This is a genomic window from Parapedobacter sp. GCM10030251, from assembly GCF_042666505.1.
Lineage (GTDB): Bacteria > Bacteroidota > Bacteroidia > Sphingobacteriales > Sphingobacteriaceae > Parapedobacter.
Window position 1 is genome coordinate 149,017 of the sequence record NZ_JBHTDN010000006.1, and the last position, 24,360, is coordinate 173,376.

At 47.9% G+C, this 24,360-nt stretch carries 25 protein-coding genes; 14 read left to right on the forward strand and 11 right to left on the reverse strand.

Going from position 1 to position 24,360, the window contains the following annotated elements; genetic code table 11:
• Positions 1 to 52 precede the first annotated feature (52 nt).
• Positions 53 to 1,366, forward strand: a complete 1,314-nt coding sequence (gene ahcY / locus ACFQRK_RS16925; RefSeq protein WP_379008825.1) for an adenosylhomocysteinase — start codon at positions 53 to 55, stop codon at positions 1,364 to 1,366.
• A gap of 173 nt (positions 1,367 to 1,539) precedes the next feature.
• Here ahcY and ACFQRK_RS16930 read toward each other — a convergent pair whose 3' ends face one another.
• Entirely contained in the window at positions 1,540 to 2,091 is a 552-nt protein-coding gene (locus tag ACFQRK_RS16930) for an AAA family ATPase (protein ID WP_379008827.1), read from the reverse strand.
• Between the two features lie 46 nt (positions 2,092 to 2,137).
• The gene (locus ACFQRK_RS16935) at positions 2,138 to 2,650 is read right to left on the reverse strand and encodes a hypothetical protein (protein ID WP_379008828.1); all 513 of its coding nucleotides are present in this window, start codon (positions 2,648 to 2,650) and stop codon (positions 2,138 to 2,140) included.
• 285 nt (positions 2,651 to 2,935) lie between these two features.
• On the opposite strand from ACFQRK_RS16935, the gene carB reads away from it, so the two are divergent.
• The 3 genes from carB to ACFQRK_RS16950 all read left to right on the forward strand — a co-directional run bounded on the left by carB (position 2,936) and on the right by ACFQRK_RS16950 (position 7,799).
• Positions 2,936 to 5,752, forward strand: a complete 2,817-nt coding sequence (gene carB, locus ACFQRK_RS16940; protein ID WP_379008830.1) for a carbamoyl-phosphate synthase large subunit — start codon at positions 2,936 to 2,938, stop codon at positions 5,750 to 5,752.
• Positions 5,753 to 5,868: 116 nt separating this feature from the next.
• A complete protein-coding gene (gene fumC / locus ACFQRK_RS16945; RefSeq protein WP_379008832.1) occupies positions 5,869 to 7,266 on the forward strand; it encodes a class II fumarate hydratase in 1,398 nt (465 codons plus the stop codon).
• A gap of 59 nt (positions 7,267 to 7,325) precedes the next feature.
• On the forward strand, positions 7,326 to 7,799 hold the full coding sequence (locus ACFQRK_RS16950; protein WP_379008833.1) for a fumarate hydratase: 474 nt from the start codon (positions 7,326 to 7,328) through the stop codon (positions 7,797 to 7,799).
• A gap of 91 nt (positions 7,800 to 7,890) precedes the next feature.
• Here the strand turns inward: ACFQRK_RS16950 and ACFQRK_RS16955 are convergent, their stop codons facing one another.
• A complete protein-coding gene (locus ACFQRK_RS16955) occupies positions 7,891 to 8,283 on the reverse strand; it encodes a DUF3127 domain-containing protein (RefSeq protein WP_379008835.1) in 393 nt (130 codons plus the stop codon).
• Between the two features lie 138 nt (positions 8,284 to 8,421).
• On the opposite strand from ACFQRK_RS16955, the gene ACFQRK_RS16960 reads away from it, so the two are divergent.
• Positions 8,422 to 9,615 (forward strand): class I SAM-dependent RNA methyltransferase, encoded by a 1,194-nt coding sequence (locus ACFQRK_RS16960; RefSeq protein ID WP_379008836.1) that lies wholly within the window; start codon positions 8,422 to 8,424, stop codon positions 9,613 to 9,615.
• A complete protein-coding gene (locus ACFQRK_RS16965; RefSeq protein WP_379008838.1) occupies positions 9,599 to 10,243 on the forward strand; it encodes an HD domain-containing protein in 645 nt (214 codons plus the stop codon). Before ACFQRK_RS16960 ends, ACFQRK_RS16965 begins: the two co-directional genes overlap by 17 nt.
• Here the strand turns inward: ACFQRK_RS16965 and ACFQRK_RS16970 are convergent.
• The gene (locus ACFQRK_RS16970) at positions 10,240 to 10,599 is read right to left on the reverse strand and encodes an NINE protein (protein WP_379008840.1); all 360 of its coding nucleotides are present in this window, start codon (positions 10,597 to 10,599) and stop codon (positions 10,240 to 10,242) included. The genes ACFQRK_RS16965 and ACFQRK_RS16970 overlap by 4 nt on opposite strands.
• Entirely contained in the window at positions 10,592 to 10,903 is a 312-nt protein-coding gene (locus tag ACFQRK_RS16975) for a DUF2752 domain-containing protein (RefSeq protein ID WP_379008842.1), read from the reverse strand. Before ACFQRK_RS16975 ends, ACFQRK_RS16970 begins: the two co-directional genes overlap by 8 nt.
• A 200-nt stretch (positions 10,904 to 11,103) precedes the next feature.
• Here ACFQRK_RS16975 and ACFQRK_RS16980 point away from each other — a divergent pair, with 200 nt between their 5' ends.
• The 4 genes from ACFQRK_RS16980 to ACFQRK_RS16995 all read left to right on the forward strand — a co-directional run bounded on the left by ACFQRK_RS16980 (position 11,104) and on the right by ACFQRK_RS16995 (position 14,398).
• A complete protein-coding gene (locus ACFQRK_RS16980; RefSeq protein WP_379008844.1) occupies positions 11,104 to 11,886 on the forward strand; it encodes a glycerophosphodiester phosphodiesterase in 783 nt (260 codons plus the stop codon).
• Positions 11,887 to 11,889: 3 nt separating this feature from the next.
• On the forward strand, positions 11,890 to 12,726 hold the full coding sequence (locus ACFQRK_RS16985) for an endonuclease/exonuclease/phosphatase family protein (RefSeq protein WP_379008845.1): 837 nt from the start codon (positions 11,890 to 11,892) through the stop codon (positions 12,724 to 12,726).
• Positions 12,727 to 12,868: 142 nt separating this feature from the next.
• A complete protein-coding gene (locus ACFQRK_RS16990) occupies positions 12,869 to 13,558 on the forward strand; it encodes a DUF4197 domain-containing protein (protein WP_379008847.1) in 690 nt (229 codons plus the stop codon).
• Positions 13,559 to 13,567: 9 nt separating this feature from the next.
• A complete protein-coding gene (locus tag ACFQRK_RS16995; RefSeq protein WP_379008848.1) occupies positions 13,568 to 14,398 on the forward strand; it encodes a universal stress protein in 831 nt (276 codons plus the stop codon).
• 33 nt (positions 14,399 to 14,431) lie between these two features.
• On the opposite strand, the gene ACFQRK_RS17000 is transcribed toward ACFQRK_RS16995, so the two are convergent.
• The gene (locus tag ACFQRK_RS17000) at positions 14,432 to 16,141 is read right to left on the reverse strand and encodes a HEPN domain-containing protein (RefSeq protein WP_379008849.1); all 1,710 of its coding nucleotides are present in this window, start codon (positions 16,139 to 16,141) and stop codon (positions 14,432 to 14,434) included.
• A 53-nt stretch (positions 16,142 to 16,194) separates the two neighbouring features.
• Positions 16,195 to 17,034, reverse strand: coding sequence for a hypothetical protein (locus ACFQRK_RS17005; protein WP_379008851.1), 840 nt, complete (start codon positions 17,032 to 17,034; stop codon positions 16,195 to 16,197).
• A 107-nt stretch (positions 17,035 to 17,141) separates the two neighbouring features.
• On the opposite strand from ACFQRK_RS17005, the gene ACFQRK_RS17010 reads away from it, so the two are divergent.
• From ACFQRK_RS17010 to ACFQRK_RS17025, 4 genes are all read left to right on the forward strand, one after another.
• On the forward strand, positions 17,142 to 17,537 hold the full coding sequence (locus tag ACFQRK_RS17010; RefSeq protein ID WP_379008853.1) for a hypothetical protein: 396 nt from the start codon (positions 17,142 to 17,144) through the stop codon (positions 17,535 to 17,537).
• A 79-nt stretch (positions 17,538 to 17,616) separates the two neighbouring features.
• Positions 17,617 to 18,879, forward strand: a complete 1,263-nt coding sequence (pepT, locus tag ACFQRK_RS17015; RefSeq protein ID WP_379008855.1) for a peptidase T — start codon at positions 17,617 to 17,619, stop codon at positions 18,877 to 18,879.
• A gap of 26 nt (positions 18,880 to 18,905) precedes the next feature.
• Positions 18,906 to 19,481: a nitroreductase gene (locus ACFQRK_RS17020; RefSeq protein ID WP_379008857.1), complete on the forward strand. Its 576-nt coding sequence runs from the start codon at positions 18,906 to 18,908 to the stop codon at positions 19,479 to 19,481.
• A gap of 84 nt (positions 19,482 to 19,565) precedes the next feature.
• Positions 19,566 to 20,018 carry a DUF983 domain-containing protein gene (locus ACFQRK_RS17025; protein ID WP_379008859.1) on the forward strand — a complete coding sequence of 151 codons (453 nt, stop codon included), beginning with the start codon at positions 19,566 to 19,568 and terminating at the stop codon, positions 20,016 to 20,018.
• Here the strand turns inward: ACFQRK_RS17025 and ACFQRK_RS17030 are convergent.
• The 4 genes from ACFQRK_RS17030 to ACFQRK_RS17045 all read right to left on the reverse strand — a co-directional run bounded on the left by ACFQRK_RS17030 (position 20,011) and on the right by ACFQRK_RS17045 (position 24,348).
• On the reverse strand, positions 20,011 to 20,658 hold the full coding sequence (locus ACFQRK_RS17030) for a hypothetical protein (protein WP_379008861.1): 648 nt from the start codon (positions 20,656 to 20,658) through the stop codon (positions 20,011 to 20,013). The two genes, ACFQRK_RS17025 and ACFQRK_RS17030, sit on opposite strands and share 8 nt — an antisense overlap.
• Positions 20,648 to 21,202 (reverse strand): RNA polymerase sigma factor, encoded by a 555-nt coding sequence (locus ACFQRK_RS17035; protein WP_379008862.1) that lies wholly within the window; start codon positions 21,200 to 21,202, stop codon positions 20,648 to 20,650. The genes ACFQRK_RS17030 and ACFQRK_RS17035 overlap by 11 nt, the downstream gene beginning before the upstream one ends.
• 162 nt (positions 21,203 to 21,364) lie before the next feature.
• Positions 21,365 to 23,155, reverse strand: coding sequence for an acyl-CoA dehydrogenase family protein (locus ACFQRK_RS17040; protein WP_379008864.1), 1,791 nt, complete (start codon positions 23,153 to 23,155; stop codon positions 21,365 to 21,367).
• Positions 23,156 to 23,172: 17 nt separating this feature from the next.
• Positions 23,173 to 24,348, reverse strand: a complete 1,176-nt coding sequence (locus tag ACFQRK_RS17045) for an acetyl-CoA C-acyltransferase (protein WP_379008866.1) — start codon at positions 24,346 to 24,348, stop codon at positions 23,173 to 23,175.
• Between the last annotated feature and the right edge of the window lie 12 nt (positions 24,349 to 24,360).

Here is a 24,360-nt window from a genome sequence, read left to right on the forward strand (position 1 = left end):
AGTCGTTCGTGAAAATAGTATCTTTGTCGGCTCAATATAAATAATTATTGTTATGTCCGTAGACACCGCATATACTCCCTACAAAGTAAAGGATATAAGCCTCGCCGAGTGGGGCCGCAAAGAAATTGAATTAGCTGAAGCTGAGATGCCGGGACTTATGGCCCTCCGGGAAGAGTTTGGTGTTTCCAAACCCCTCACGGGTGCGCGCATCGCAGGCTGCTTACACATGACTATCCAAACCGCTGTACTGATCGAGACACTGATCGAATTGGGTGCTGATGTCACGTGGTCATCCTGCAACATCTTTTCTACGCAAGACCACGCCGCTGCGGCCATTGCTGCAGCCGGCATACCCGTTTATGCCTGGAAAGGAATGAGTGAGGCCGAGTTTAACTGGTGCATTGAACAGACACTCTTTTTCGGCGAAGAACGCAAGCCACTTAATATGATCCTGGACGATGGCGGTGACCTGACCAATATGGTTTTCGACAAATATCCGGAGTTAATCGGTGGCATTAAAGGCTTGTCCGAAGAAACAACAACCGGCGTGCACCGTTTATACGAACGCATGAAAAACGGGACTTTACATCTTCCTGCTATCAATGTCAACGACTCGGTGACGAAATCCAAATTTGACAACAAATACGGTTGCCGTGAGTCATTGGTAGACGCTATTCGCCGTGCCACGGATCTCATGTTGGCTGGAAAAGTAGCCGTGGTGGCCGGATACGGTGACGTTGGCAAAGGTTCCGCAGAATCTTTGCGTAGTGCGGGCGTTCGGGTCATCGTCACCGAAATAGATCCCATATGTGCCCTTCAAGCTGCAATGGAAGGCTACGAAGTGAAAAAGTTTGCCAACGCCGTTAAAGAAGCGGATATTGTGGTTACGGCGACGGGCAACCGCGATATTGTCCGTGCGGAACATTTCAAAGCGTTAAAAGACAAAGCGGTGGTGTGTAACATTGGCCACTTCGACAACGAGATCGATGTGGCGTGGCTCAATCAAAATTACGGTCATACCAAAGTAGAAATCAAGCCTCAAGTTGATAAGTACACCATAGAAGGTAAGGATGTAATTCTGTTGGCCGAAGGCCGGCTTGTAAACCTTGGCTGTGCCACAGGCCACCCTTCTTTCGTCATGAGTAACTCATTTACCAACCAAACCTTGGCTCAAATTGAATTATGGGCAAATAGCCAAAACTACGAGAACAAGGTGTATACACTTCCGAAACACCTCGATGAAAAAGTAGCGCGCCTGCATCTCGCTAAAATCGGCGTAGAATTAGACGAATTAGACCCGGGTCAGGCATCTTATATAGGTGTACCGGTAGAGGGACCTTACAAACCCGATCACTATCGCTATTAACAGTCCGCTAATCACACTATACATCATTTCCGCATGGCATAAACCAATGCGGGAACGATGTGTAGTTGTATCAAAATTCCACCAATGATTTTTACCGTCAGAGGCTAGAAGCACCTATCTAACATCCGGACTTTTCACTGAAATCCACTAAAAATCAAACCGCGTAGAGTTCCTTACAACAATCTCTGATTGTTTGCAGATAAAAAACCAGACGTCGCCGCCAACGCGTTCGCAAACCGATCTTCACCTAATCCGGAAATCACGACGTAATTTGCACGAATGGCCCGCAGCTCATCATGCCAGACCTGCATAAAATGCTCACGCAAATGCGGGAAATCCCGCAAGGGATCATCTACCCAGGGCAAATCGATATCCATTAGCAGATATAAATCGTACGACACGGTTTTGAGCGCATCCGTCACCACAGCAGGTGTGCCGCCGAATAGATGGTCACACCACACCTTAATTGTTAAAAACATCGTGTCGCAGACCAACAAGTTATTATGTGCAAGCGGGATGAGGCTACGCTCCAAGGCCAGCTGCCCATAAAACATATTCAATTCATCCTGAAGCGAATACTCCCGATTGAGATCACGGCAATATTCCCGGGCATATTCCGGTACACATACAGTACCATATTGCTCCGCTAACCTTTCGGCTATGGTCGATTTGCCCGTTGATTCCGGTCCGACCACCGCTATTTTTACCATAAAAAGAAATGCCATTGGTGCTAGCACCAATGGCAAACTTATTAAATTTTCAGGGCTTTCTTTAAAAAACGTAACGAGCGGTCAAACCACCGTTAAACAAGAAACCGTTGATTCCGCCATAGGACTTAACAAAGTGCGCAGTAGGCCTGACGTCAGCCGAAAAAGCAAACGGTGCATTTTTTAACTTGTAGTCAACACCCCCCGTAGGGAAAATACCCACTGAAACGCCAGCCCAATCGTCATAGTCAGAAAACGTATTGGCAATGATTGCACCGCCACCTACAAACCACTTAAATCCTTCGATAGTGCCGATGGGAAAATGATGTTGGTACGCGCCGGACAACGATAAATTCGTAATTCCGTCGCTATAAACACCATAACCAATGCTCGGCTTAACACCCAAATCGAATTCCAAAGCCGCCGGTTCAGATATAAAAGTTTTAAAAGCAGCACCAAACAAATCGTAATACCCTCCGCCAAACCGGATACCGATGGAGTTTTTGTAATCACTTTGTGCTGATGCCGTCAAAGCAAATACGGCGAAAAACGATAGTAACGTCAATTTAATCTTCATAGTTCTAAATTTTTAAATTTACGCCCAAAAGTAAGATATTCCATGATTAGCGGAAAAACAATTTAAACAATTAAGAAAAAATACCTAAAAATGGGTAGTGTGAACTTATACGGATCAGCAAGGGGGAACATCTTATCAAAAATTATTACTCAATTATTCCATTAAAAAACATACCTTTGCACTCCGACAAAACAGTCGGAATACCTTCCTTAATTATCGCAGGCATTTTTCGCTGTTTTGGCATTAACAGATCGTTGAAATATTATTAACGTTTTTCACCACATAATGCCCAGAAACACTTCCATCAATTCTGTTTTAATCATCGGCTCAGGCCCCATCGTCATTGGACAGGCTTGCGAGTTTGATTATTCTGGATCACAGGCTTCTCTTTCACTGAAGGAAGAAGGTATCAAAGTATCCATTATCAATTCCAATCCGGCAACCATTATGACCGACAAAGTGATTGCCGATCACGTTTACTTATTACCGCTCACATGTGAGAGCATCGAAAAAATCCTGCAAGAGCAGCATATCGATGCAGTATTGCCCACCATGGGTGGCCAAACGGCACTCAACCTCTGCATAGAAGCCTCCGAGCGCGGCCTTTGGGAGAAATATGGAGTTAAGGTTATCGGCGTAGACGTAGCTGCCATTGAGAAAACAGAAAACCGCGAGGAGTTCCGCCGACTAATGGTGGATATCGGCGTAGGCGTGGCTAAATCAAAAATTGCCAACTCATTCCTGGAAGGGAAAGAGGCCGCCCAACAAATTGGATTTCCACTTGTTATCCGGCCGTCCTACACCCTGGGCGGCACCGGGGGTGGATTTGTCCATAAAAAGGAAGAATTTGAAGCTGCGTTGAGCCGCGGATTACAGGCTTCCCCCACTCACGAAGTTCTTGTGGAACAAGCGGTGTTGGGCTGGAAAGAATTTGAATTGGAACTGCTACGAGATAGCAACGATAATGTTATTATCATCTGTACCATTGAAAACTTTGATCCAATGGGCATCCACACGGGCGACTCGATTACGGTGGCTCCCGGTATGACGTTGAGCGATCGCTGCTACCAACAGATGCGCAATCAAGCTATTAAGATGATGCGTGCCATCGGTAACTTCGCCGGGGGGTGCAACGTCCAGTTCTCGGTTAATCCGGAAAATGAAGAAATCATAGCGATCGAAATTAATCCTCGTGTATCCCGCTCTTCGGCACTGGCGTCCAAAGCCACCGGATACCCCATTGCAAAAATCGCATCCAAGTTGGCTATCGGTTATAACCTGGATGAAATTGAAAATCAAATTACGAAAACGACATCGGCTTATTTCGAGCCCACGCTTGATTATGTAATCGTGAAAGTACCGCGTTGGAACTTCGCAAAGTTCAAGGGCGCCAATCGGGAACTCGGCCTGCAAATGAAGTCAGTCGGAGAAGTAATGGCCATCGGCCGCACATTCATCGAAGCCCTGCAGAAAGCCTGTCAAAGCCTGGAAACGGGCCGCCATGGCTTGGGCGCCGACGGTAAACAACTGCGCGATCTTGAGGAAATCATGTCCAGCCTCGAACACCCGAGCAGCGACCGTATTTTCCACATCAAGGATGCCTTTGAGTTGGGGGTACCACTCGAATCCATTCGCAAGGCAACCCACATCGACAAATGGTTTCTTCAGCAGATCCAGGAACTGGTTACCCTGGAGGCCGAGTTGCGCCGATATCAATTAAACAACATTCCAAAGGATTTCTTCCTTACGTTAAAACAAAAGGGATATTCCGACGTGCAGATCGCCTGGCTATTAGGCAACGTCACGGAAGATGAGGTCTATAACCGTCGTAAGGAATTGGGTATACGCAGAGTATACAAGATGGTGGACACCTGCGCCGCAGAGTTTCCGGCACAAACACCCTACTATTACTCGACGTTCGAAGAAGAGAATGAATCCACCGTATCCAACAAGAAGAAAATCATTGTGCTTGGGTCAGGCCCCAACCGCATCGGACAGGGAATAGAATTTGATTACTCCTGCGTACACGGTTTGCTGGCCGCAAAAGAAGCGGGATACGAATCGGTTATGATTAACTGCAACCCCGAAACGGTCTCTACGGATTTTAACATGGCGGACAAACTCTATTTCGAGCCCGTTTACTGGGAGCATGTCCGCGAAATCATTGAGCTGGAAAAACCCGAAGGTGTAATCGTACAATTAGGGGGACAGACGGCGTTGAAAATGGCGGAACAACTGGAGTCAAATAGCATCAAGATCATCGGCACTTCCTTCAAGGATATGGATTTAGCCGAAGATCGCGGACGTTTCTCTGACCTCCTCAAATCGCTGGATATCCCTTATCCAAAATACGGTGTAGCGGAGAGCGCGGAAGAGGCGTTGAGAGTAGCCAAAGAAGTGGGGTATCCCGTGCTCGTTCGTCCCAGCTACGTATTGGGCGGCGAGCGCATGAGCATTGTCATCAATGACGAGGAGTTGGAAAAAGCGGTCGTAAAACTGCTGCGCAACCTGCCGGGTAACCGCGTGCTGATCGACCACTTCCTCGATCGCGCAGAAGAGGCTGAATCTGATTCCATCTGTGACGGTGAAGATGTACACATCATCGGCATGATGGAGCATATCGAACCTGCGGGAATCCACTCGGGTGATTCGAGCGCCGTGCTTCCTCCTTTCAGCCTCTCGGAAAACGTTCAGCGCAAAATGGAGGAGTATACAATTAAATTAGCCAAAGCGCTTAATGTAAGAGGCCTACTAAACATCCAGTTTGCCATCAAGGATGAAAAAGTATACGTTATCGAAGCCAATCCACGTGCATCGCGTACGGTGCCTTTCATCGCCAAAGCCTATGACGTACCTTACATCAATATTGCCACTAAAATCATGCTTGGTGTCAATAAACTGAAAGATTTCACCATCGAACGCCGACTTACGGGCTATGCCATCAAGGAACCCATTTTTTCCTTTGATAAATTTCCCGATGTCGATAAACAACTCGGTCCGGAAATGAAATCCACAGGCGAGGCCATCCGTTTCATTAAGGACTTGGACGATCCGTTTTTCCGGGAAATGTATGCCAAGAAATCCATGTATCTGAGTAAATAAGGGCGGCTTTCCGTATACGATGACAGCCTCCAGCACTGGACGTGTCTGGAGGCTGTTTATATTGCATATAAAAGTCAATTTATCTAAGTTTGTAAGGTAATCAAAACAACAATTCCATGTCATATAGAATAGAACACGATACGATGGGTGAGGTACAGGTGCCTGCTGATAAGTATTGGGGTGCGCAGACCGAACGCTCACGCAATAACTTTAAAATCGGACCGGCAGCATCCATGCCCAAAGAGATTATTGCAGCCTTTGCTTACCTAAAAAAAGCAGCGGCTTACACCAATACCGACGCCGGCATATTGCCCGCCGAAAAGCGAGATCTGATCGCACAGGCATGCGATGAGATCCTGACGGGTCAGTTGGACGATCAATTTCCCTTGGTCATCTGGCAGACCGGATCCGGCACACAATCCAACATGAATGTTAACGAGGTGGTGTCAAACCGGGCTCACGTCCTACAGGGGCATAAATTGGGTGAAGGAAAGCCGTTCATCCATCCCAATGACGACGTGAATAAATCCCAGTCATCTAACGATACATACCCCACAGCCATGCACATTGCCGCCCACAAAAAGGTAATGGAGGTGACCATCCCGGGCGTGGAAAAACTGCGGGATACACTGAAAGCTAAATCTGAGGCATTCAATGAGGTCGTAAAAATCGGCCGTACCCACCTGATGGACGCAACTCCCCTTACCTTGGGCCAGGAATTTTCCGGCTATGTGGCTCAGCTTGACTATGGTTTGAAAGCGCTTAAGCATACACTGGCCCACCTTTCGGAATTGGCATTGGGCGGTACCGCTGTAGGCACGGGCATCAACACGCCCAAAGGCTATGCTGAAAGTGTAGCCCGGTATATCGCGGATTTCACGGGCCTGCCTTTCCGCACCGCACCCAACAAGTTCGAGGCGCTCGCTTCTCACGATGCCATCGTGGAAAGCCACGGTGCGTTGAAACAGCTTGCCGTATCCTTACATAAAATTGCCAATGATATCCGTATGCTAGCTTCCGGTCCGCGTTCGGGTATCGGCGAAATCCTGATTCCGGAAAATGAACCCGGTTCATCCATCATGCCCGGCAAGGTAAATCCAACACAATGCGAGGCGCTCACCATGGTGGCCGCGCAGGTTATCGGCAACGATGTAACCATCGCATTCGGTGGGGCGAACGGACACTATGAACTGAATGTATTTAAACCCGTCATGGCTGCCAATTTCCTGCAGTCCGCTCAACTAATCGGCGATGCCTGTATATCATTCAATGATCATTGTGCCATCGGTATCGAACCCAATTACGACGGGATCAAGAAACACCTCGAAAATTCTCTCATGCTGGTTACGGCACTTAATCCGCATATCGGCTACGAAAACGCAGCCAAAATCGCCAAAAAAGCCCATAAGGAAAACAAATCATTGCGGGAAGCGGCCCTTGAACTAGGCCTCTTAACCAATGAGCAGTTTGATGAATGGGTTCGCCCCGAGGATATGATCGGCGGACTCAAGTGATCGGTCATAACACATATATACCGTTGTACAACGCGGCATACCGGTTATCCATAGCCGGTATGCTCGTTCTATGTGCCATCAGTTGCCGATTCAATCCTGACATCCAAAGTGAAGGTGCCCACTACCTGCAGGGAATATGGGTTCAGGATAGCATTCCGATGCAAGATGCCTTGCTAACGTACACCCTGCATGAATTTAAGTTTACTTGCGACTCAATTTATGCAACCATGCATGTCAATGCGAAGACGCGGAACATTGCCGATTCGTGTTATGGAAACGGACAATGGACCGAATATGCCAAGGGTATCTACGTAGTGCGTGGGGACAGTCTGATTGTGGATGGCCTATATACAAAATCAGATTGGAGACAGAAAATATCCGGTTGCTACCGTGTCGGACAGTATCTTCCGCGGTTTAAAATCGTCCGGTATTCCATCGATTCTCTTGTACTGGAAAGCCGTTATGACCAGCGCCCCCTCCTACTGCGAAAAACCGCTGACATCACTTGTCAACCGAAAAAACGATGGGAATGAAGCAGGTAATGGGATATACCTAAAAACAAAAAGGCAGCACGCGTAGCACCACCTTTTCCAGATTTATTATCAACTAAAACTATATTATTGATCAAAACGGCAAATCATCGTCTTTTCCATCGTCAGCGGAAATATCCACCGGTGAGGGCGCATTAAACGCCTGCGGACCGGAAGCGGATTGCCCACTGGAATCTGCTGCCGAGGTCGTGACTTTCGCCACCCGCCAAGCAACAAGTGAATTGAAATAACTGGTTACCCCATCTCTATTGGTCCACGGCCGACCCCGAAGATTGAAGGAAACCTCCACTTCGTCACCTACATTCAAATTGTCAAATAACGACGTCCGGTCTTGGGTCGCTTCAAAACGTATGTATTCGACAAATTGGGGGTTCTCCGCATATTGTATAATCAAATCCCGCTTCTTAAACGTATCGGTAACTTGCTGTACAGCACCAATTTCATGCACTTTTCCTCGTATTTCCATTACTTACTTCTTTTTACCAGACCCGCGTTGAACCGCAAACAAGTGTCCGGCGTTTTCCTTAACAAATTATAATATTCTGATGAAACTGTAAAATTACATATTTTTTACTTACTATATAAGTACCTTTGCTAAATTTTTATGGAAGTTTTCAACACCCCCCGTAAAGTCATCATTACCTGCAACAGGCGGCTTTCTCCGTATCTGCAAGAAGAAATTAGGCACCTAGGATTCGATATCAAGCGCAGCTTCGCTACCGGCATCGAACTTTTGGCGACGGTCAACGACTGCATCCGTCTTAACCTCAATCTTCATTGTGCTAGTCAGGTTCTGTATTCGCTGACATCTTTCACCGCACGCAATCCGGAAGAGCTTTACGATGCGCTTTCAACCATTCCTTGGGAAGATTTGGTTGCGTTTGACGGTTACGTCTCCGTAACTTCCAACGTTAATAACCCAACCATCACCACACCGCTATTTGCCAACCTTAAGGTGAAAGATGCGATTGCAGATCGAATTAAAAGCAAAAAGGGATTACGGCCCGACAGTGGCCCCGATTTGCATAAAACAGTCATTCATCTGTATTGGCAGGACAACCAGGCAGAAATCTTTTTGGACACCTCCGGAGAGACCCTGGCCAAACATGGTTACCGTAAACATCCGGGAAAGGCGCCCATGCTGGAAGCCCTCGCAGCAGGTGTAGTTTACGCCACTGGTTGGGACGGACAAACGGTTTTCGCAAACCCCATGTGTGGATCCGGAACACTAGCCATCGAAGCCGCACTTATCGCAACCCACCGCAAGCCTGGCCTTTTCCGGATGAACTATGCGTTCATGCACATCCTCGGCTACGACGAACAAATATTCTTTGCCGAACGGCGAAAGTTAAAGGAGCAGGTAAAGAAAACAACTTCCGCGAAAATCATTGCCTCTGATTTATCGAAGGAAGCCGTCCAGATCGCGCGCATGAATGCCAAAACGGCCGGCGTGGACCAGCTCATCGAATTCCATACGGCCGACTTTGCCGAGGCACCCCTGCCGGCCGGTGCGGGAGTTGTGGTATTCAATCCAGAATACGGCGAACGGATGGGAATTCATACGAAACTCGAAGCCACGTATCGCCGGATCGGTGACTTCCTGAAACAGTACTGTGGTGGGAAACGTGGCTACGTGTTCACAGGCAATCCCGACCTCGCAAAAAAGATCGGCCTCCATGCTTCCCGGAAAATCGAATTCTACAACGGCAAACTCGATTGCCGCTTATTGGAATACGAAATCTACGAAGGAAGCCGCAGAACAAAAAGTGAAAAGAAGACCGATGCAGATCTACATTGACCAGACAGCCGACTTTGTTCGCCAACGACTCTCGGACGCCGAAGCAGGCCACGATTGGTGGCACATACTGCGCGTTTGGAATAATGTGAAAACCTTACTCAGATACGAGAAGGCTGATCGCACAACGTGTGAACTGGCCGCGCTGCTACACGACATCGCCGACAGCAAATTCCATGGTGGCGATGAAACCTTAGGACCAACTATCGCGGGCGAATTCTTAAGCAGCATCGATGTACCCGAAGATTGCGTAGAGCATGTTAAGAATATCATCCTCCATATGTCATATAAGGCGAGTTTGGGTGTTGTAACCTTTCGTTCCAAGGAACTTGAAATCGTACAGGACGCCGACCGGCTGGATGCCATCGGGGCCATCGGAATCGCACGGGCATTCCATTATGGCGGATTTAAAAACCGAACCCTCTATGACCCCGCAATCGCTCCAAACATCAATCAGGATAAAGAAACTTACAAGAATAGTACGGCTCCCACAATTAACCATTTTTATGAGAAGCTCCTTCTATTAAAGGAGAAGATGAATACGGACACGGCCAAGCAGATCGCCGAAGGAAGACATCGGTTTATGGAGCAATATCTCGAACAGTTTTATCGAGAATGGGAAGGTAACTAAAAACCGCCCATAACCATTTGCAGACATTCGCGAGTGACCCGTTGATTGTATTCGTCGGTCATGCTTTTATGATTGATGAGGTCCACGATTGTCCCTATCCAGCAAAACCCGATGGTAAGGAAATAAATGATTCCCATCGCCACTTGATTGAGCACAAAGCGCTGGATACCGGCGAAACCAAGGAAACCCAATAGCGTGAATAACAGGATGTCCTGCGCATTTTTCCGTTTACCATTGTAGAGGAATACAAAATTCTTCAGTTGGTCCTCATTCAACGGAGCGGTAGCATGTTGAAGATACATTAACTCGTCGGGCGAAATTCCCGGAATCCCCATAAGTATATTACGATTATTCATGATAATAAGGTGTTGTCCAGTAATTGTACGTGTATTTTGAAAGTTTATAAATCCGATGAATAATTACAAAAAATGCGGGTATCCCTAGCCAATGCATGGCAAACGATGCTCCGATTTCGCCCCGCAAAAAAAGCGCGATCGAACGGCCCAATCCACATCCCGGACACCAATCCAACCCCATATTCTCCAATGGACATAACGTAGAATGGTGGCTGTACGGATCGGAAAAATAAAGCAGTATCAACGCCGCTACCCAACATCCCGCTTCAATCGGCAATTTTTGAAATATCTGCTTGCGTTGCATCGTTATGTTCCCCGATGTTTTATCAGATGTTTTATAACAGATAAAGTTACAATTGTTTTCCAATTTATCGTTCTATCGATTTTATTGGCTTAACAAAATGATTACCTTTAACCCATCTTAACTAACAAGGCTGTAGTTACCCCTGTCAGCAAATAAGCGCAGATATGGAGGTTCCGAAGGTTAAAAACAAATAATTATTAATGAAAACTGTAATCCGTATTTTTCTGACGTTAACTGTTTGTGCCATGTGGCATGTATCTGCTGCCCAATTTAACCAAAATCAGGTCATCGCACACCGCGGTGCGTGGAAGGTAGAGGATCTACCCCAAAATTCGATCGCATCATTAGAACGTGCCGTAGAACTCGGTTGCGCCGGTTCGGAATTCGATGTGCATCTTACCAAAGATGATGTATTGGTTGTCAACCACGACAACGATTATTATGGAATCGATATTGCCACGGCCACTTACGCAGAACTGCTTGCAAAAAAACATCCCAATGGAGAGTCTATCCCCACTGCCGAAGCCTACCTGCGGGAAGGGATGAAACAAAAGAAAACAAAACTTATCTACGAACTGAAGACCTCAAAACTCGGTAAGGAACGTACGCTGCATTCAGCCGACTTGACGGTACAACTCGTCAAAAAGTTGGGAGCTGAAGAATGGGTGGAATACATCGCATTTGATTACGATGCCTGCAAGCGCATAATTGAACTTGATCCCAAAGCAAAAGTATACTACCTCAATGGCGACAAAACGCCGGCCGAAGCCAAAAAGGATGGGTTGTTCGGTCTGGACTATCACTTCAACGTTTATAAGAAAAACCCAACATGGATACGCGAAGCTAAAAACCTTGGACTTGTTGTCAATGTCTGGACCGTAAATACCCAGGAGGAAATGACCAATCTATTGGATCAGGATGTAGAGTTCATTACCACCGACCAACCCGCATTGTTGCTGGACGTTATCCGTAATACCAAATAATCAATGAAAAGGTTTCTGAGCACCCTATGTTTGCTGTTTATCTGTGTGGCCTTTGGTTTTGCACAGCAGTTTATCGTGGCTACATACAACATTCGCTATCCTGCTTCAAGCGATGTGGGCAACCTTTGGAAGGATCGGTATCCACACCTGGTGCAGCTTATCCAATTCCATGGCTTTGATATATTCGGCACTCAGGAAGGACTTAAGCATCAATTGGAAGACATCAAGAAAAACCTACCGGGCTTCGATTACATCGGCGTAGGCCGGGACGACGGAAAAGAAAAGGGCGAGCATGCGGCCATATTTTATAACATTGATAAATTTGAGGTACTGAAGCAGGGTAATTTTTGGCTCGCCGAAAATACCGAGATTCCAAACAAGGGATGGGATGCCGCACTGCCTCGGATCTGCACATGGGGACTCTTCAGGGAAAAGCAAACCGGTTTTGAGTTTTTCTTCTTCAATACACACTTCGATCACATAGGCGTGGAAGCACGTAAAGAGAGCGCCAAACTCATTGTCCGAAAAGCCCATGAGTTAGGCAGCGGCGTTCCGATGATCATCACCGGAGACTTCAATGTTGATCAACGGAATGAGAGCTATCACGTGCTGAATGACGGCGGTGAAGTAACCGATGCCTATGAGTTATCGCCTATAAAATACGCACCCAACACTACTTTCAACGGTTTTGACATCCGCAAAACAGGCGACAGTCGTATCGATCACATCTTTTTATCGAAACCTTTTACGGTAACGAGGTATGGCATCCTGACCGACAGCTATCAAGGCAAGGTGCCTTCCGATCACTTCCCTGTTATGGCAGAGGTTCAGGTCCGTTGACACTTGCATATGACCCGCAAAGTACCTATGTTTGGCCCATATTCTATTTAGTCAAATAATTGTAATCCTTATGAGCCGTTTACTGTTGTTTCCGATAGCTTTTTGCTTACTATTATTCAGCCGATGCGATACGTTGAGTCAAATGGCTACCAGTACGGGATCACCCCAGGGGCAGCCTTCTTCCACAACATCATCAACTGCTATCAGTTCGAGCGAAGCGGCTTCGGGAATCAAACAGGCATTAAGCCAAGGATTGGATCGGAGCATCAAGTCGCTCGCGGTTCGGGATGGCTTTTTAGGCAACGCCGCCGTTAAGATTCTGATGCCCCCAGAGGCTCAAAAAGTGGAAAGCGCCCTTCGAGGAATTGGTCTGGGTTCACTCTGTGATAACCTGATCCAAAGCCTTAACCGTGCCGCAGAAAGTGCAGTGAGCGAAGCAACTCCGGTTTTTGTGTCGGCACTTTCCCAATTGACCATCCGCGATGCAACGAATATTCTACTGAGCGGGCAGCCCGATGCTGCCACAGATTTTTTCAAACGGGCAACAACAACAGAGCTGACCAAACGGTTCAGCCCGATCGTCGAAGGCGCGCTCGGTAAGTACAAAGTTGCCCAGTATTGGAGTGCGGTAGTAAGCAAATACAACCAGATTCCCTTGGTAAATGACAAAATAGAAACGGATTTAAACAAATACGTCACCCAAAAAGCCATTGAAGGCTTATTCCTTCAGGTTGCCGCGGAAGAACTTAAAATCCGCAATAATTTGGGTGGCACCCGTACAACACCGCTACTGCAAAAGGTATTTGGCTACGCCGACAAACAGAAAAAATAAGGACCGGGTATGAAGAACTTCTTAATTCCTGTAGACTTCTCGGATGTATCGTATACGGCGGCTCAATACGCGGTAGATATGGCCGCACACCTCCACGCGGAGAAGGTAATTTTTTACCACTCTTATGCCCACCGGCCGGCGGAGGGTTACGATGAACATGCCGGATATCAGCAAACCACGCTTCGGCATCTGGAAAAAATGGCCTCGAAGCTCCACGTCCCTTCGCCGCTATCGGTCGAGCAATTTATTTTTCTGGCGGACGACCAACCTGTAAAAACGGGCGTGGAAGCGATTGTAGCCCGACATGCGATTTCACTGATCGTCATGGGGATTGCCGGGTTATCAGACATCGAAAACACACTGATCGGCCGGAACACGATGGCCGTAGCGGAATCTGGGGCCGCCCCCCTATTGATCGTACCGCGCGACCACGCCTTCAAGCCGGTAAATAAAGTCGTGTACGCTACCGATTTAAAAAACGTCGAACATGTCACCCCTGCCGCCAGCATCATCCGATTTGCTAGCCAACTGGAAGCAGAAACACACGTAGTACATGTAGACCCAGCAACACAAGGACAAACTCCCGAAAAAATTCTGGGCAAACAAGAGATTTTGAAAATGTTGGAATCTCTACATCCGGTATTTGAAGTAATCAGCGAGCCAGTAAACAAGGCAGAAGGGATTTTTGATTACGTAAAAAGAAACCATATCGACCTGATACTCATGGCCTCGCGCAACTACGGATTTTTTAGGCGGCTTTTCCATAGCAGCGTAAGCAAAAAATTACTGAATATCGCCGACGTACCCGTTGTGTTATTGAAGAATCGGCCGGTGGCGTAATTAACACGTTCGATATCTGCGTAAATTAATCCGTTATCGACCAACCGCTTCCAGCTTTTCGAAGTGAAGGTCGACCAATTGTTCGAGCCCTTTGGAAAAAGTTAATAAGCGATCGCGCAGGATATATAACGTAAATCCATTCGCATCGAAGGCCGAATTATACCTAAACTCACTTAGCGCTTTCGAAAGTTCCACCATCATCTCCTTTTCTTCCGGTACATCCAGGCAGAAGCATTCCCTGGCAAGCGGAGTGATGGACTCCGTCAACTGAATTAGGTACATTAGGTTAAGGATGTTATCTGGTCTATAGCCCCAAATCGCGTGCAGCGTTCCCAAGCAAAGTTGTTCCACGGCGTGCGACATGATGACGGAGCAACTTTCATCGTATCTGCTACCGATTTGATCTTGAACCATCGCCATCAGTCCTTCCGCACTCCAGAAATATCGCTTCCACTGCCAACGCCGTTTCTCCAGATCAACAGGCCCAGGCGTATTCGTCACCTTTAATTGCCCCTCTTCCCCCCACCACCGATCCGACGTATTGGCCAGAAAATGGAAAAATTCGAGCCCTTCCTCCAGTTTTTTATTGAACGTACTCATCCTAACATACAGTGCCACGATTTCCAGCTCCTTCCCCAGCATTTCATTTATTTTGTGTTGTGTCTGCAACGGATGTTCCATTGTTTCCTCCGTCAGGATAGCTAGATAATATCGATGATAGGTCGCTTCTTTCTTGTCGACTGTCACGAGATTTACCGACCGCTCCCACCGCGATTGATACGCAAAGCAAAACACGTAGGTGGGGACTATCTGTCGGCCGATAGCTGACAGAATCTGCTCCTTGTGGCTGTTAGCTGCTGCCCCATCATTGTCGTCCCTTTCTGTACCTCCTCCTTCTTCGATCGCCAGGTTGCCATTTGCGGGCTCATTGTTAATCAGTCCGGATGCCACCTGCCGTCGTTGGATTTCGTCGAGCAGGTCTTGGTTGAAAGCCATTAGATAGGTAAGTAATTCCTTCGCCTTACTTGCCGCCCACAATAAGTCCTCCTTTGACACGGAAAAATCGTGATCGTACCGTGCCGAACTATAAGATTCGTCCAATTTTCGGAGGATATTCCACTCATCATCTGCAAACAGCGATCCCATCTCCGCCGAAAAGGATCGGATATACTCCTGATGCTTTCGGATGGAATGTGTCATTTTTGCTTTGCCCATGATTAAATTTTCAGCGAGACGAAACCCGAGCTCAAGGACCTGATGCAACATGAAACTTGCTTGGGAATAATTTTCACTATCCATATAAAGCCGATATCCCTGCTCAAATGCGTGTAATTTTGTGATTTCTTTTTCGAAATACTGGGTAGCTTTTTTGTACCTTTTTTGGTAATTGACCTCCTGAAAGACCACCCGGGTACCCGGACTTGGATTTTCGTAAACCCGGTTGTCGGGGTGAAAAATCAGCGCAGCGCGTATGTTTCCCTGGTTTAATTGGCGATTTACGTCTTCTGGAAATAATACATAGGCATGGTAACCGGCTTTTTCAGAAACAGCCACGTTACAAAGTGCACGAGCAGAAATAATCTCTTGCCCACTTTCGTGACGCAACAGCACGTATAGTTGATGGAACAATTTGCCCTGTGTCCGAAACGGGTAGGCGTATATCTCCTCGACCGCCAGATTTTCTGTGATGCGCCGGATGGTGAGTTCCAGCGCAGGGTCGGGAATCAGAATCTTTGAATTCATCGTCTTCTTGGATTTGGTTAAGTTGTCGGTTATGTTGGATACGCATTTCGTGCTCACTCCTGCTCCTGCTCTATATCCTTAATGGGTATCCCTTCGTCTTCTCCCTCGCTGCTTCCTTCGTCACCATCACCATCCACCAACTCCGTCCCATCGTTCCCCTTCATATGCTTATCCCATAACTCCGCCTTCTCAAAAATCGGCTCCAGTTTAGCCGCAGCTTCTGCATGGCGCTTATCAGCGATGTTATTCATAAGCTCACCCAATCTGGATAGCGGCATCTTTCCTTCGAACCTGTCAGTCGGTTGGGCAATGACATACGACGGTACCTGTAAGGGCAAGCCACCCTCTCGGTAGATTACGTATAGCGCTTGCGCGAGCCGGAGCAATAGCTCGTGTACAGCCACGATTTTATCGCCGAACTGTTCGTAGTTGGGAGCTCGTCTCCAAGTAAGTGCCAGCAACAAATCATCCAGTGTGGCATACCACTTTCTCATCGACTGAAATGAAAAAAATTTACTCAGCGTATCCGCGGGATTAATCTGACCATCAAAGGAATATTCACCACGCGAGGCGTAAGCATAATAATCATCCCGCGATTTAAAAAAAGCCAGCGGTTCTTTCTGCTTTTTAAGACCACATTGCTTGAAGATCACGTAGGCTACTTCCACCTGCTCGATCAATTGCCTGCAATGGTATCCGTTCTCCACTGCGTCCGGACACGCCATCGCCGGATAGGCGCCTGCATTCACGGTAAAACTGATATCCCGCATCCAATGATCGATTGAGGTTTCATACCGGAAGAAATTGTCTAGGTAGATCATGGGATTTTTGATCACCCGCTTGATTACATACCGAAAATTTTCGGCTTTTAGGTTCTTTTGCTTAACTTTCATCGCTTTACAGATTTAAGAAAGATAGTTTAGATTTAATTATTTCCGACGAATCAAATTTAAGGACTATTTTTCTTCAATTCAAAGTTTTTGAAGAATATTTTTTCTAAATGAATCCGATACTGAAGAGAATTAAAGAAATATCCAAACAAGAAGGAATAAGTGTTACCGCATTGGAAGCATCGATTGGCGCCAGCAAAGGAGTATTTTCACGAGCTTTGGCGAACGGAACCGACATCCAAAGCAAATGGTTGATCAAATTAGCAGAAAATTATCCCCAATATTCTGCCGAATGGTTGCTTAAAGGCGAAGGCGAAATGAAAAAAGCCGATATTTTGCACGACATACTTCAAAACTACACTTTGTCGGAATCGGATAAACTGACAAATGAATTTATTCAAACGCTTAAACAAGTAATCTCCTCTCAAGAAACTACGATTCGGTCGCAAGAAATAACCATTGACGCACTACGGCAGCGAATTGCTACACTAGAAAAAACAATATAGCGCGGAAAAATTATTCACCGAAGTCCGTTCACCAAATCACTCCCCTTTCTCGACTGGATAATTCCTATCTTTGGCAAACATGAGTGATTCAAAAATAAACACCTTAACTGCATCCAGCGTAGCAGACCGGTTCTTCCGATATGTACAAGTCGACACGGAATCAGACCCTTCATCGTCCACCCACCCTTCCACCGAGAAGCAGAAAAACCTCGGCCGACTGTTGGTCGGCGAGTTGTTGGCCATGGGTATCGCGGATGCGCAGCTGGACGAGTACGGCTATGTCTATGCGACCATCCCAGCAAACACTGACAAAACCGTTCCCACCGTTTGCTTTTGCTCGCACATGGATACTTCGCCGGACTGCTCAGGAAAGAACGTAAAACCCCTAATTCACCGAAACTACCAGGGCGACGATATCGTCTTGCCTGACGACCCGACCGTGGTTATCAAACGGGCCGAACATCCTGATTTAGCAAACCAACTCGGCAACGATATCATTACGGCAAGTGGTACGACGCTCCTTGGCGCCGACGACAAAGCAGGTATCGCCGAAATCATGACTGCGGCCGAATTACTCATGACGCACACTGAAATCAAACACGGAACCGTCAAAATTCTATTCACACCCGATGAAGAAATCGGCCGCGGCGTAGACAAGGTGGATTTGACAAAACTCGGCGCCGATTTCGCCTATACCATCGATGGCGAAACCGCCGGCTCCATCGAAGATGAAACGTTTTCCGCGGATGGTGTCAGCTTGACCATCAACGGTGTCAGCGTACACCCAGGATTTGCCAAAGGGAAACTGCAAAGTGCCCTGAAAATTGCCTCGGAAATCATCGGATCCTTACCCAAAGACAGGCTCTCGCCGGAAAGCACGCACGGCCGGGAAGGATTTTTACATCCGGTATCCATCCGCGGCGGCGTGGAGCAAGTAACCCTGGATTTCATTGTACGGGATTTCGCAAGCGATCAATTGAAAGCGCATGAACGGGAACTCGAACATCTCGTGAAAACCGTCATCTCCCGCCACCCGGGTTGTTCCTACCAATTCAAGGTCAGCGAGCAGTATCGAAACATGAAGGAGGTACTTGATAACCATCCACAAATCATGGAAATCGGATTAGAAGCCATCCGGCGCGTTGGATTGCAACCGCTCCGGAGAAGTATACGTGGAGGAACCGATGGATCGAGGCTTTCGTTCATGGGGCTCCCCTGCCCTAACATCTTTGCCGGCGGCCATGCGTTTCATGGCAAGCAGGAATGGGTATCCGTACAGGACATGGAAAGCGCGGTACGGACAATCGTCCATATCGCTGCCTTGTGGGAAGAGCGCGCTTGAAGAACACACTTAACTAAGAACTTATCATGCAACATACGGTCTACGAGTCGATCAAACAAGTAATCAACCAACGGCGTGCAATCTTTCCGCCCAGCTATCTTCGAAAAGACATTTCCAAATCCCAGCTCATCGAATTGCTGGATTGCGCCAATATGGCACCCACACACAAGCTTACGCAACCATGGCGGTTTATCGTCTTCCGGGAAAATGGGCTATCGAAACTGGCAGACCAACTTGCTGAACACTACAAGACCCATACGCCCTCCGAGCAATTCCTGCAGAAAAAGTACGAAAACACCCGCGAGAAGGTGCTTCAATCGGGTGCAGTCATCGCCATTGTGGTATCCTACAGCGGTGCGGTGCCCCAATGGGAAGAACTGGCCGCTACGGCCTGCGCGGTACAGAACCTATGGCTCGCCGCTTCCGCGGCCGGTATCGGTGGCTATTGGAGCAGTCCGGGCACCGTCAAACACATGAGCGATTTCCTGAAATTGGCGGCGAATGAAGAATGCCTGGGTTTCTTTTACATGGGATTCCACGACGAGCCGGCACGCGTAGCGACACGCAAGCCCATCCTCGAAAAAACACGATGGGAGGAATAATCCCACGACCCATTGCTACATTAATTACCATTAAACGCATATAAAGTACCATTCGCTTTTGCCAAGCTACCGTACCTTTGCATTATGGAAACCATCCAAGAAATAAGTGAATACCAAGCGGCCATCCAAGCGAAATGCCCCAGGTGCCGCACAGGCGCTATGTTCACCGGAAGAGCCTACCGCTTGAAGGCGCAGAAAATGAACGAATATTGCCCGCATTGCCAATTGAAATTTGAACAGCGACCCGGCCACTTCTACGTATCGATGTTTGTAAGTTATGCGCTCAGCGTAGCGCAGATGACCATTGCTTGTTTGGCAACTTACTTGATTACGGGAAACGACGATTCTTTTTGGCTATACCTGACGGTCGCCACGTTAGCTGTAATTCTATTGGCGCCATTGAATTTTCGGTATTCACGTGTTATCCTCATGTACTGGCTGACGCCTGGCATCTATTACCAGCCGGAGACTGCTGTACCGAATGCAGGTCATACTCCGATGGTCGGCAAGAAAAAGCAGCCAACACAGGCTATTTAAACGAGACAACGATTTTGGCCCGGGAACCTTTCCACAAAGGTCCTGCTTGCAATAAGCGTTTTGACTCGTCTATCAGCGAGGTATCTGCATTGCCTATTTCTTCAATGGCATACGGTTTCCCCTGAGGATCAATCTTAAACACCAACACGACATTGCCCGTGATGGCAGCAATCTCAGCATTCTCGGCTAGATACGTATTAAACTGCTGCCATCCGCCTTCCGGTGCGGCATCGAAGCCCGTTTCACCACCCGCAGCCTGCGCTTGTATCTGTACCGTAGGTGCCAATTCCACGTTCACCTCCTTCCCTGTCGAACCCGATTGTAGGTGATGATTCCGTATCCATAGTAAAACCAACACCAATACCATCAACACACAGGCCGTGGCAGCTACGCCCAAACGCTGCCACCCGAAGAAAAAAGCATCTCGTTCCTGCACCTTCCCTTCGATGCGGGCCGCCAAGCGTTGTTGCAAAAGACTCAACTGACGGTGGCTCACTTCCTGCTGCATCCGATAGCCATCAATGGCATCCTGCAACAAGGGATCATCAAGCGCTTCCCGCTCAAGCTGGTACATCTCTTCTTTACTCAATTCGCCATTGAGATACTGCTGGATCCGAATGATATGGTAGTTATTGTTCATTCCTGCTCTTTTCCATGCAAATTTTTAAATTACGTTTGCCATTCTGAATATAGCTTTTCACCTGACCAAGATCATACCCCGTTAATTCTGCGACGTCTTTGTAACATTTCTGCTCAAGATAAAATAACGTGATGCACCGCTGCTGTTCCTCGCTGAGTGTTTCCAGGCACGATTCCATCAACATAAGCCGTTCTTCTGGAATCTGCTCTCCCTCATTTTGTTGATGCAGAAAAACGTCACTTTCCATAACGTGCTCCTCGATATCTACGGTGGCAACCCGGTTTGCTCTGCGCAACTCCATCAGGCAATGGTTACGAGCCAGCGTATATAACCAACTTTTGAAGTTACTCACCTCATGAACCCGTAGTTTCGAAATGAGCGATTCAAAAATCTGCATCACTGCATCCTCGCTCTTGGTTTCATCCTTATAATACTTAAAGCATAGCCCGTAAATCAAAGGCATATAGGGTTCATACAGCTTACCCAACAACTGCAGATCCCCCGTTTTCCGGTATTCCGTTAAAAGATGTTTTTCGTCGAGCACGAATGCATTTATTTATGAAACCACTGTATTGACCCCATATCCAAACTTAGGGAAATTGTCTGTGATCTCAAAAATTGGATGCACAATACGTGTAGTTTCCATAAAAAAGCCGGAACGATATTCATCGCCCCGGCTTGCTATCATGTGTTTGTGAATTATGGGTTAAAAACACCAGCCATTTGCATCAATTATTCTTTTCGCTACCCGTTGACGGGCTTCCTTAATGTTAAAAGGTTCCGTTTTGGTGAAACGCCGCAACCCAACCAACATCATTTTCAGTTCGTCGCCTTCAGCAAACGAAAAAAGCGCCTCCTTCCCTGCCAGGTACACCTTGTCAACGGCGTTATACAGATAAATCCGTGCCATGTCTAACTGTCCTTCGACACTTGCCGCGTCCTGCCGGCCCACTAATTTCTCTGCTCGCAATAAAACCGATTCGGCGAGGTAGACATACCCAACGATATCGGCAATATTCATCAGTATTTCCTGTTCTTTTTGCAGGGTCATCATCAGTTTCTGCACCGCTGCCCCGGCCACCAGCAATCCGACTTTCTTCAGGTTGGCAATCAACTTCTTTTCGTAAGCAAACGGAGCCTCATCCCTTTCCCCGAAATCCGGGATCGCCATCAATTCTTCTGCCACGGCTTGTGCCGGTCCCATCAGGTCAAGTTCGCCTTTGAGCGCACGCTTGAGCAGCATATCGACGATCAGTAAACGATTCACTTCATTGGTACCCTCGAAAATACGGTTGATCCGGGAGTCGCGATAAGCTCGCTCCATTGGTGCATCAGCCGAATAACCCATCCCACCATAAATTTGCACCCCTTCATCTACGACGTAATCCAGCATCTCCGATCCCCACACCTTCAGGATGGCGCATTCGATCGCAAACTGCTCGGTGGCTTTGAGTTTCGCTTTCGTAATCTCCATTCCCTTTGCCACGAGGGCTTCATACGCGTCGTCGATATTTTGGCCAGCACGATAAGCGGCACTTTCAACGGCAAAGTTTCGTGCGGCCATTTCAGCCAACTTATAGCGTATCGCGCCGAATTTTGCGATAGGTAGGCCAAATTGCACGCGTTCGTTTGCATAGTTGACCGCCTGGTTGATCACGCGCCGTGAGGAACCGATCGTGGCCGCCCCTAATTTGATACGCCCGATATTAAGGATGTTCACAGCGATTTTGAACCCGTTTTCCCGTTCAGACAGCACATTCTCCACCGGTACGGGACAATCATTGAAAAACACCTGCCGCGTGGACGACCCCTTGATACCGAGTTTATGTTCCTCGGGATTCATTGTGATGCCGCCAAACTTTCGTTCGATAATAAAAGCCGTGTGATTCTTATCATCATCGATCTTGGCAAACACGATAAACACATCGGCAAAACCTCCGTTGGTAATCCACATTTTCTGGCCATTGATGAGGTAATGCGTGCCTTCTTCGTTCAACTTAGCACGGGTACGCCCGGAGTTCGCATCCGACCCCGCGTTGGGTTCGGTCAGGCAATACGCCGCTTTCCATTCGCCCGTAGCCAGCTTCGGAATGTATTTGTCCTTCTGGGCATCATTGCCATAATACAGAATCGGCAAGGTACCGATTCCGGTATGTGCAGAAAGCGCCACGGCAAAAGAATGCCCTGCGCCGATCACATCAGCCACCAGCATGGACGTATTGAAATTCTTTCCGAATCCACCGTAAGCTTCGGGTACCGAGACACCCAACAGCCCCAGCTCGCCTGCTTTGTCAAGCAAGCTTTCCATTAACCCTTCCTCTTGCGCGTCAATACGGTCCAGATTCGGAAAAACTTCCGCCTCCAAAAAATCCTCGCAGGTCTGCCGGATCATTACCTGTTCCTCGTCGAATTCTTCCGGAATGAATACGTCTTCAAACGAGGTTTCACGAATGACGAATTCGCCTCCCTTTATTGCTGATTTCTTAATCGCTTCCATATACTCGGTTATTTCGGTTATAAAATCTCAAAAATCCCGGCCGCGCCCTGCCCCGTTCCCACACACATCGTCACCATCCCGTACCGCTGTTCCCTGCGTTTCAGCTCATGAAACAATTGCACCGATAATTTTGCTCCCGTGCATCCCAGCGGATGGCCCAGCGCAATCGCGCCGCCGTTTACGTTCAAGATATCCGGATTGATGTCCAACTCGCGTATGACAGCCAGCGACTGTGAAGCAAACGCCTCGTTCAATTCGATCAGGTTAAGGTCTGCCAGTTTCATACCAGCCATTTTCAACGCTTTGGGAATGGCCTCAATGGGGCCGATGCCCATAATCCGGGGCGGCACGCCTGCCACACCATAACTTACCAAACGGGCAATAGGCTCTACATTCAGTTCCTTTAATTTCCGATCGGAAACCACCAGCACGAACGCAGCTCCATCCGAGGTCTGCGACGAATTGCCGGCCGTAACCGAACCACCGGCGGCAAACACAGGCTTCAGTTTAGCCAGGGCATCCAAGCTGGTATCAGCACGCGGACCCTCATCGGTGTCCACCACGTATTCACGGGTCTTGATGCGCTTTCCATCTTCCAAGTGGTTATCCTTAACCGTAATGGGCAATACGCCCGCCTTGAGGTGACCATTTTTGGTCGCCTCCACCGCTTTCTGATGGGATTTCAGTGAGAACGCATCCTGGTCCTCTCTGCTGACGTTATACTGCTTTGCCACTGCTTCCGCTGTCAGCCCCATGTTCCAATACCAATCCGGGTGCCGTTTCGCCACGTCCGGATTCGGCACGATTTTCCAACCGCCCATAGGCATCCCTGACATCACCTCCACGCCGCCGGCAACGATGGCATCTGCCATACCCGCTTTAATCTTGGCAACCGCCGTGGCAATCGTCTCTAAACCGGATGCACAATACCGGTTTACCGTTACGCCCGGCACTTTCTCCGTATCCAGTCCCATCAGCGAAATGAGCCGGCCGATATTAAGTCCTTGCTCCGCCTCCGGTGTCGCATTGCCGACAATCACGTCATCGATTTGTTCGTTATCAAGGTTCGGCACGGAAGCTACCAAATGCCTGATTACTTCCGCCGCAAGGTCATCCGCCCTCGTAAAACGGAATACGCCACGCGGTGCTTTGCCAACTGCAGTTCGATATCCAGCAACGATATATGCATCCATATGTTTTTGTTT

Coding starts and splice junctions, on each gene's coding strand:
- ACFQRK_RS16970 (WP_379008840.1), bottom strand. CDS start 10,599: ATGAATAATCGTAATATACTTATGGGGATTCCGGGAATTTCGCCCGAC.
- ACFQRK_RS17040 (WP_379008864.1), bottom strand. CDS start 23,155: ATGGAAGCGATTAAGAAATCAGCAATAAAGGGAGGCGAATTCGTCATT.
- ACFQRK_RS16990 (WP_379008847.1), top strand. CDS start 12,869: ATGGCTACCAGTACGGGATCACCCCAGGGGCAGCCTTCTTCCACAACA.
- ACFQRK_RS16980 (WP_379008844.1), top strand. CDS start 11,104: ATGAAAACTGTAATCCGTATTTTTCTGACGTTAACTGTTTGTGCCATG.
- ACFQRK_RS16985 (WP_379008845.1), top strand. CDS start 11,890: ATGAAAAGGTTTCTGAGCACCCTATGTTTGCTGTTTATCTGTGTGGCC.
- ACFQRK_RS17005 (WP_379008851.1), bottom strand. CDS start 17,034: ATGAAAGTTAAGCAAAAGAACCTAAAAGCCGAAAATTTTCGGTATGTA.
- ACFQRK_RS17020 (WP_379008857.1), top strand. CDS start 18,906: ATGCAACATACGGTCTACGAGTCGATCAAACAAGTAATCAACCAACGG.
- pepT (WP_379008855.1), top strand. CDS start 17,617: ATGAGTGATTCAAAAATAAACACCTTAACTGCATCCAGCGTAGCAGAC.
- ACFQRK_RS17030 (WP_379008861.1), bottom strand. CDS start 20,658: ATGAACAATAACTACCATATCATTCGGATCCAGCAGTATCTCAATGGC.
- ACFQRK_RS16975 (WP_379008842.1), bottom strand. CDS start 10,903: ATGCAACGCAAGCAGATATTTCAAAAATTGCCGATTGAAGCGGGATGT.
- ACFQRK_RS16960 (WP_379008836.1), top strand. CDS start 8,422: ATGGAAGTTTTCAACACCCCCCGTAAAGTCATCATTACCTGCAACAGG.
- ACFQRK_RS16955 (WP_379008835.1), bottom strand. CDS start 8,283: ATGGAAATACGAGGAAAAGTGCATGAAATTGGTGCTGTACAGCAAGTT.
- ACFQRK_RS16995 (WP_379008848.1), top strand. CDS start 13,568: ATGAAGAACTTCTTAATTCCTGTAGACTTCTCGGATGTATCGTATACG.
- ACFQRK_RS17045 (WP_379008866.1), bottom strand. CDS start 24,348: ATGGATGCATATATCGTTGCTGGATATCGAACTGCAGTTGGCAAAGCA.
- ACFQRK_RS17025 (WP_379008859.1), top strand. CDS start 19,566: ATGGAAACCATCCAAGAAATAAGTGAATACCAAGCGGCCATCCAAGCG.
- fumC (WP_379008832.1), top strand. CDS start 5,869: ATGTCATATAGAATAGAACACGATACGATGGGTGAGGTACAGGTGCCT.
- ACFQRK_RS16965 (WP_379008838.1), top strand. CDS start 9,599: ATGCAGATCTACATTGACCAGACAGCCGACTTTGTTCGCCAACGACTC.
- ACFQRK_RS16930 (WP_379008827.1), bottom strand. CDS start 2,091: ATGGCATTTCTTTTTATGGTAAAAATAGCGGTGGTCGGACCGGAATCA.
- carB (WP_379008830.1), top strand. CDS start 2,936: ATGCCCAGAAACACTTCCATCAATTCTGTTTTAATCATCGGCTCAGGC.
- ahcY (WP_379008825.1), top strand. CDS start 53: ATGTCCGTAGACACCGCATATACTCCCTACAAAGTAAAGGATATAAGC.
- ACFQRK_RS17000 (WP_379008849.1), bottom strand. CDS start 16,141: ATGAATTCAAAGATTCTGATTCCCGACCCTGCGCTGGAACTCACCATC.
- ACFQRK_RS17010 (WP_379008853.1), top strand. CDS start 17,142: ATGAATCCGATACTGAAGAGAATTAAAGAAATATCCAAACAAGAAGGA.
- ACFQRK_RS16950 (WP_379008833.1), top strand. CDS start 7,326: ATGCTCGTTCTATGTGCCATCAGTTGCCGATTCAATCCTGACATCCAA.
- ACFQRK_RS16935 (WP_379008828.1), bottom strand. CDS start 2,650: ATGAAGATTAAATTGACGTTACTATCGTTTTTCGCCGTATTTGCTTTG.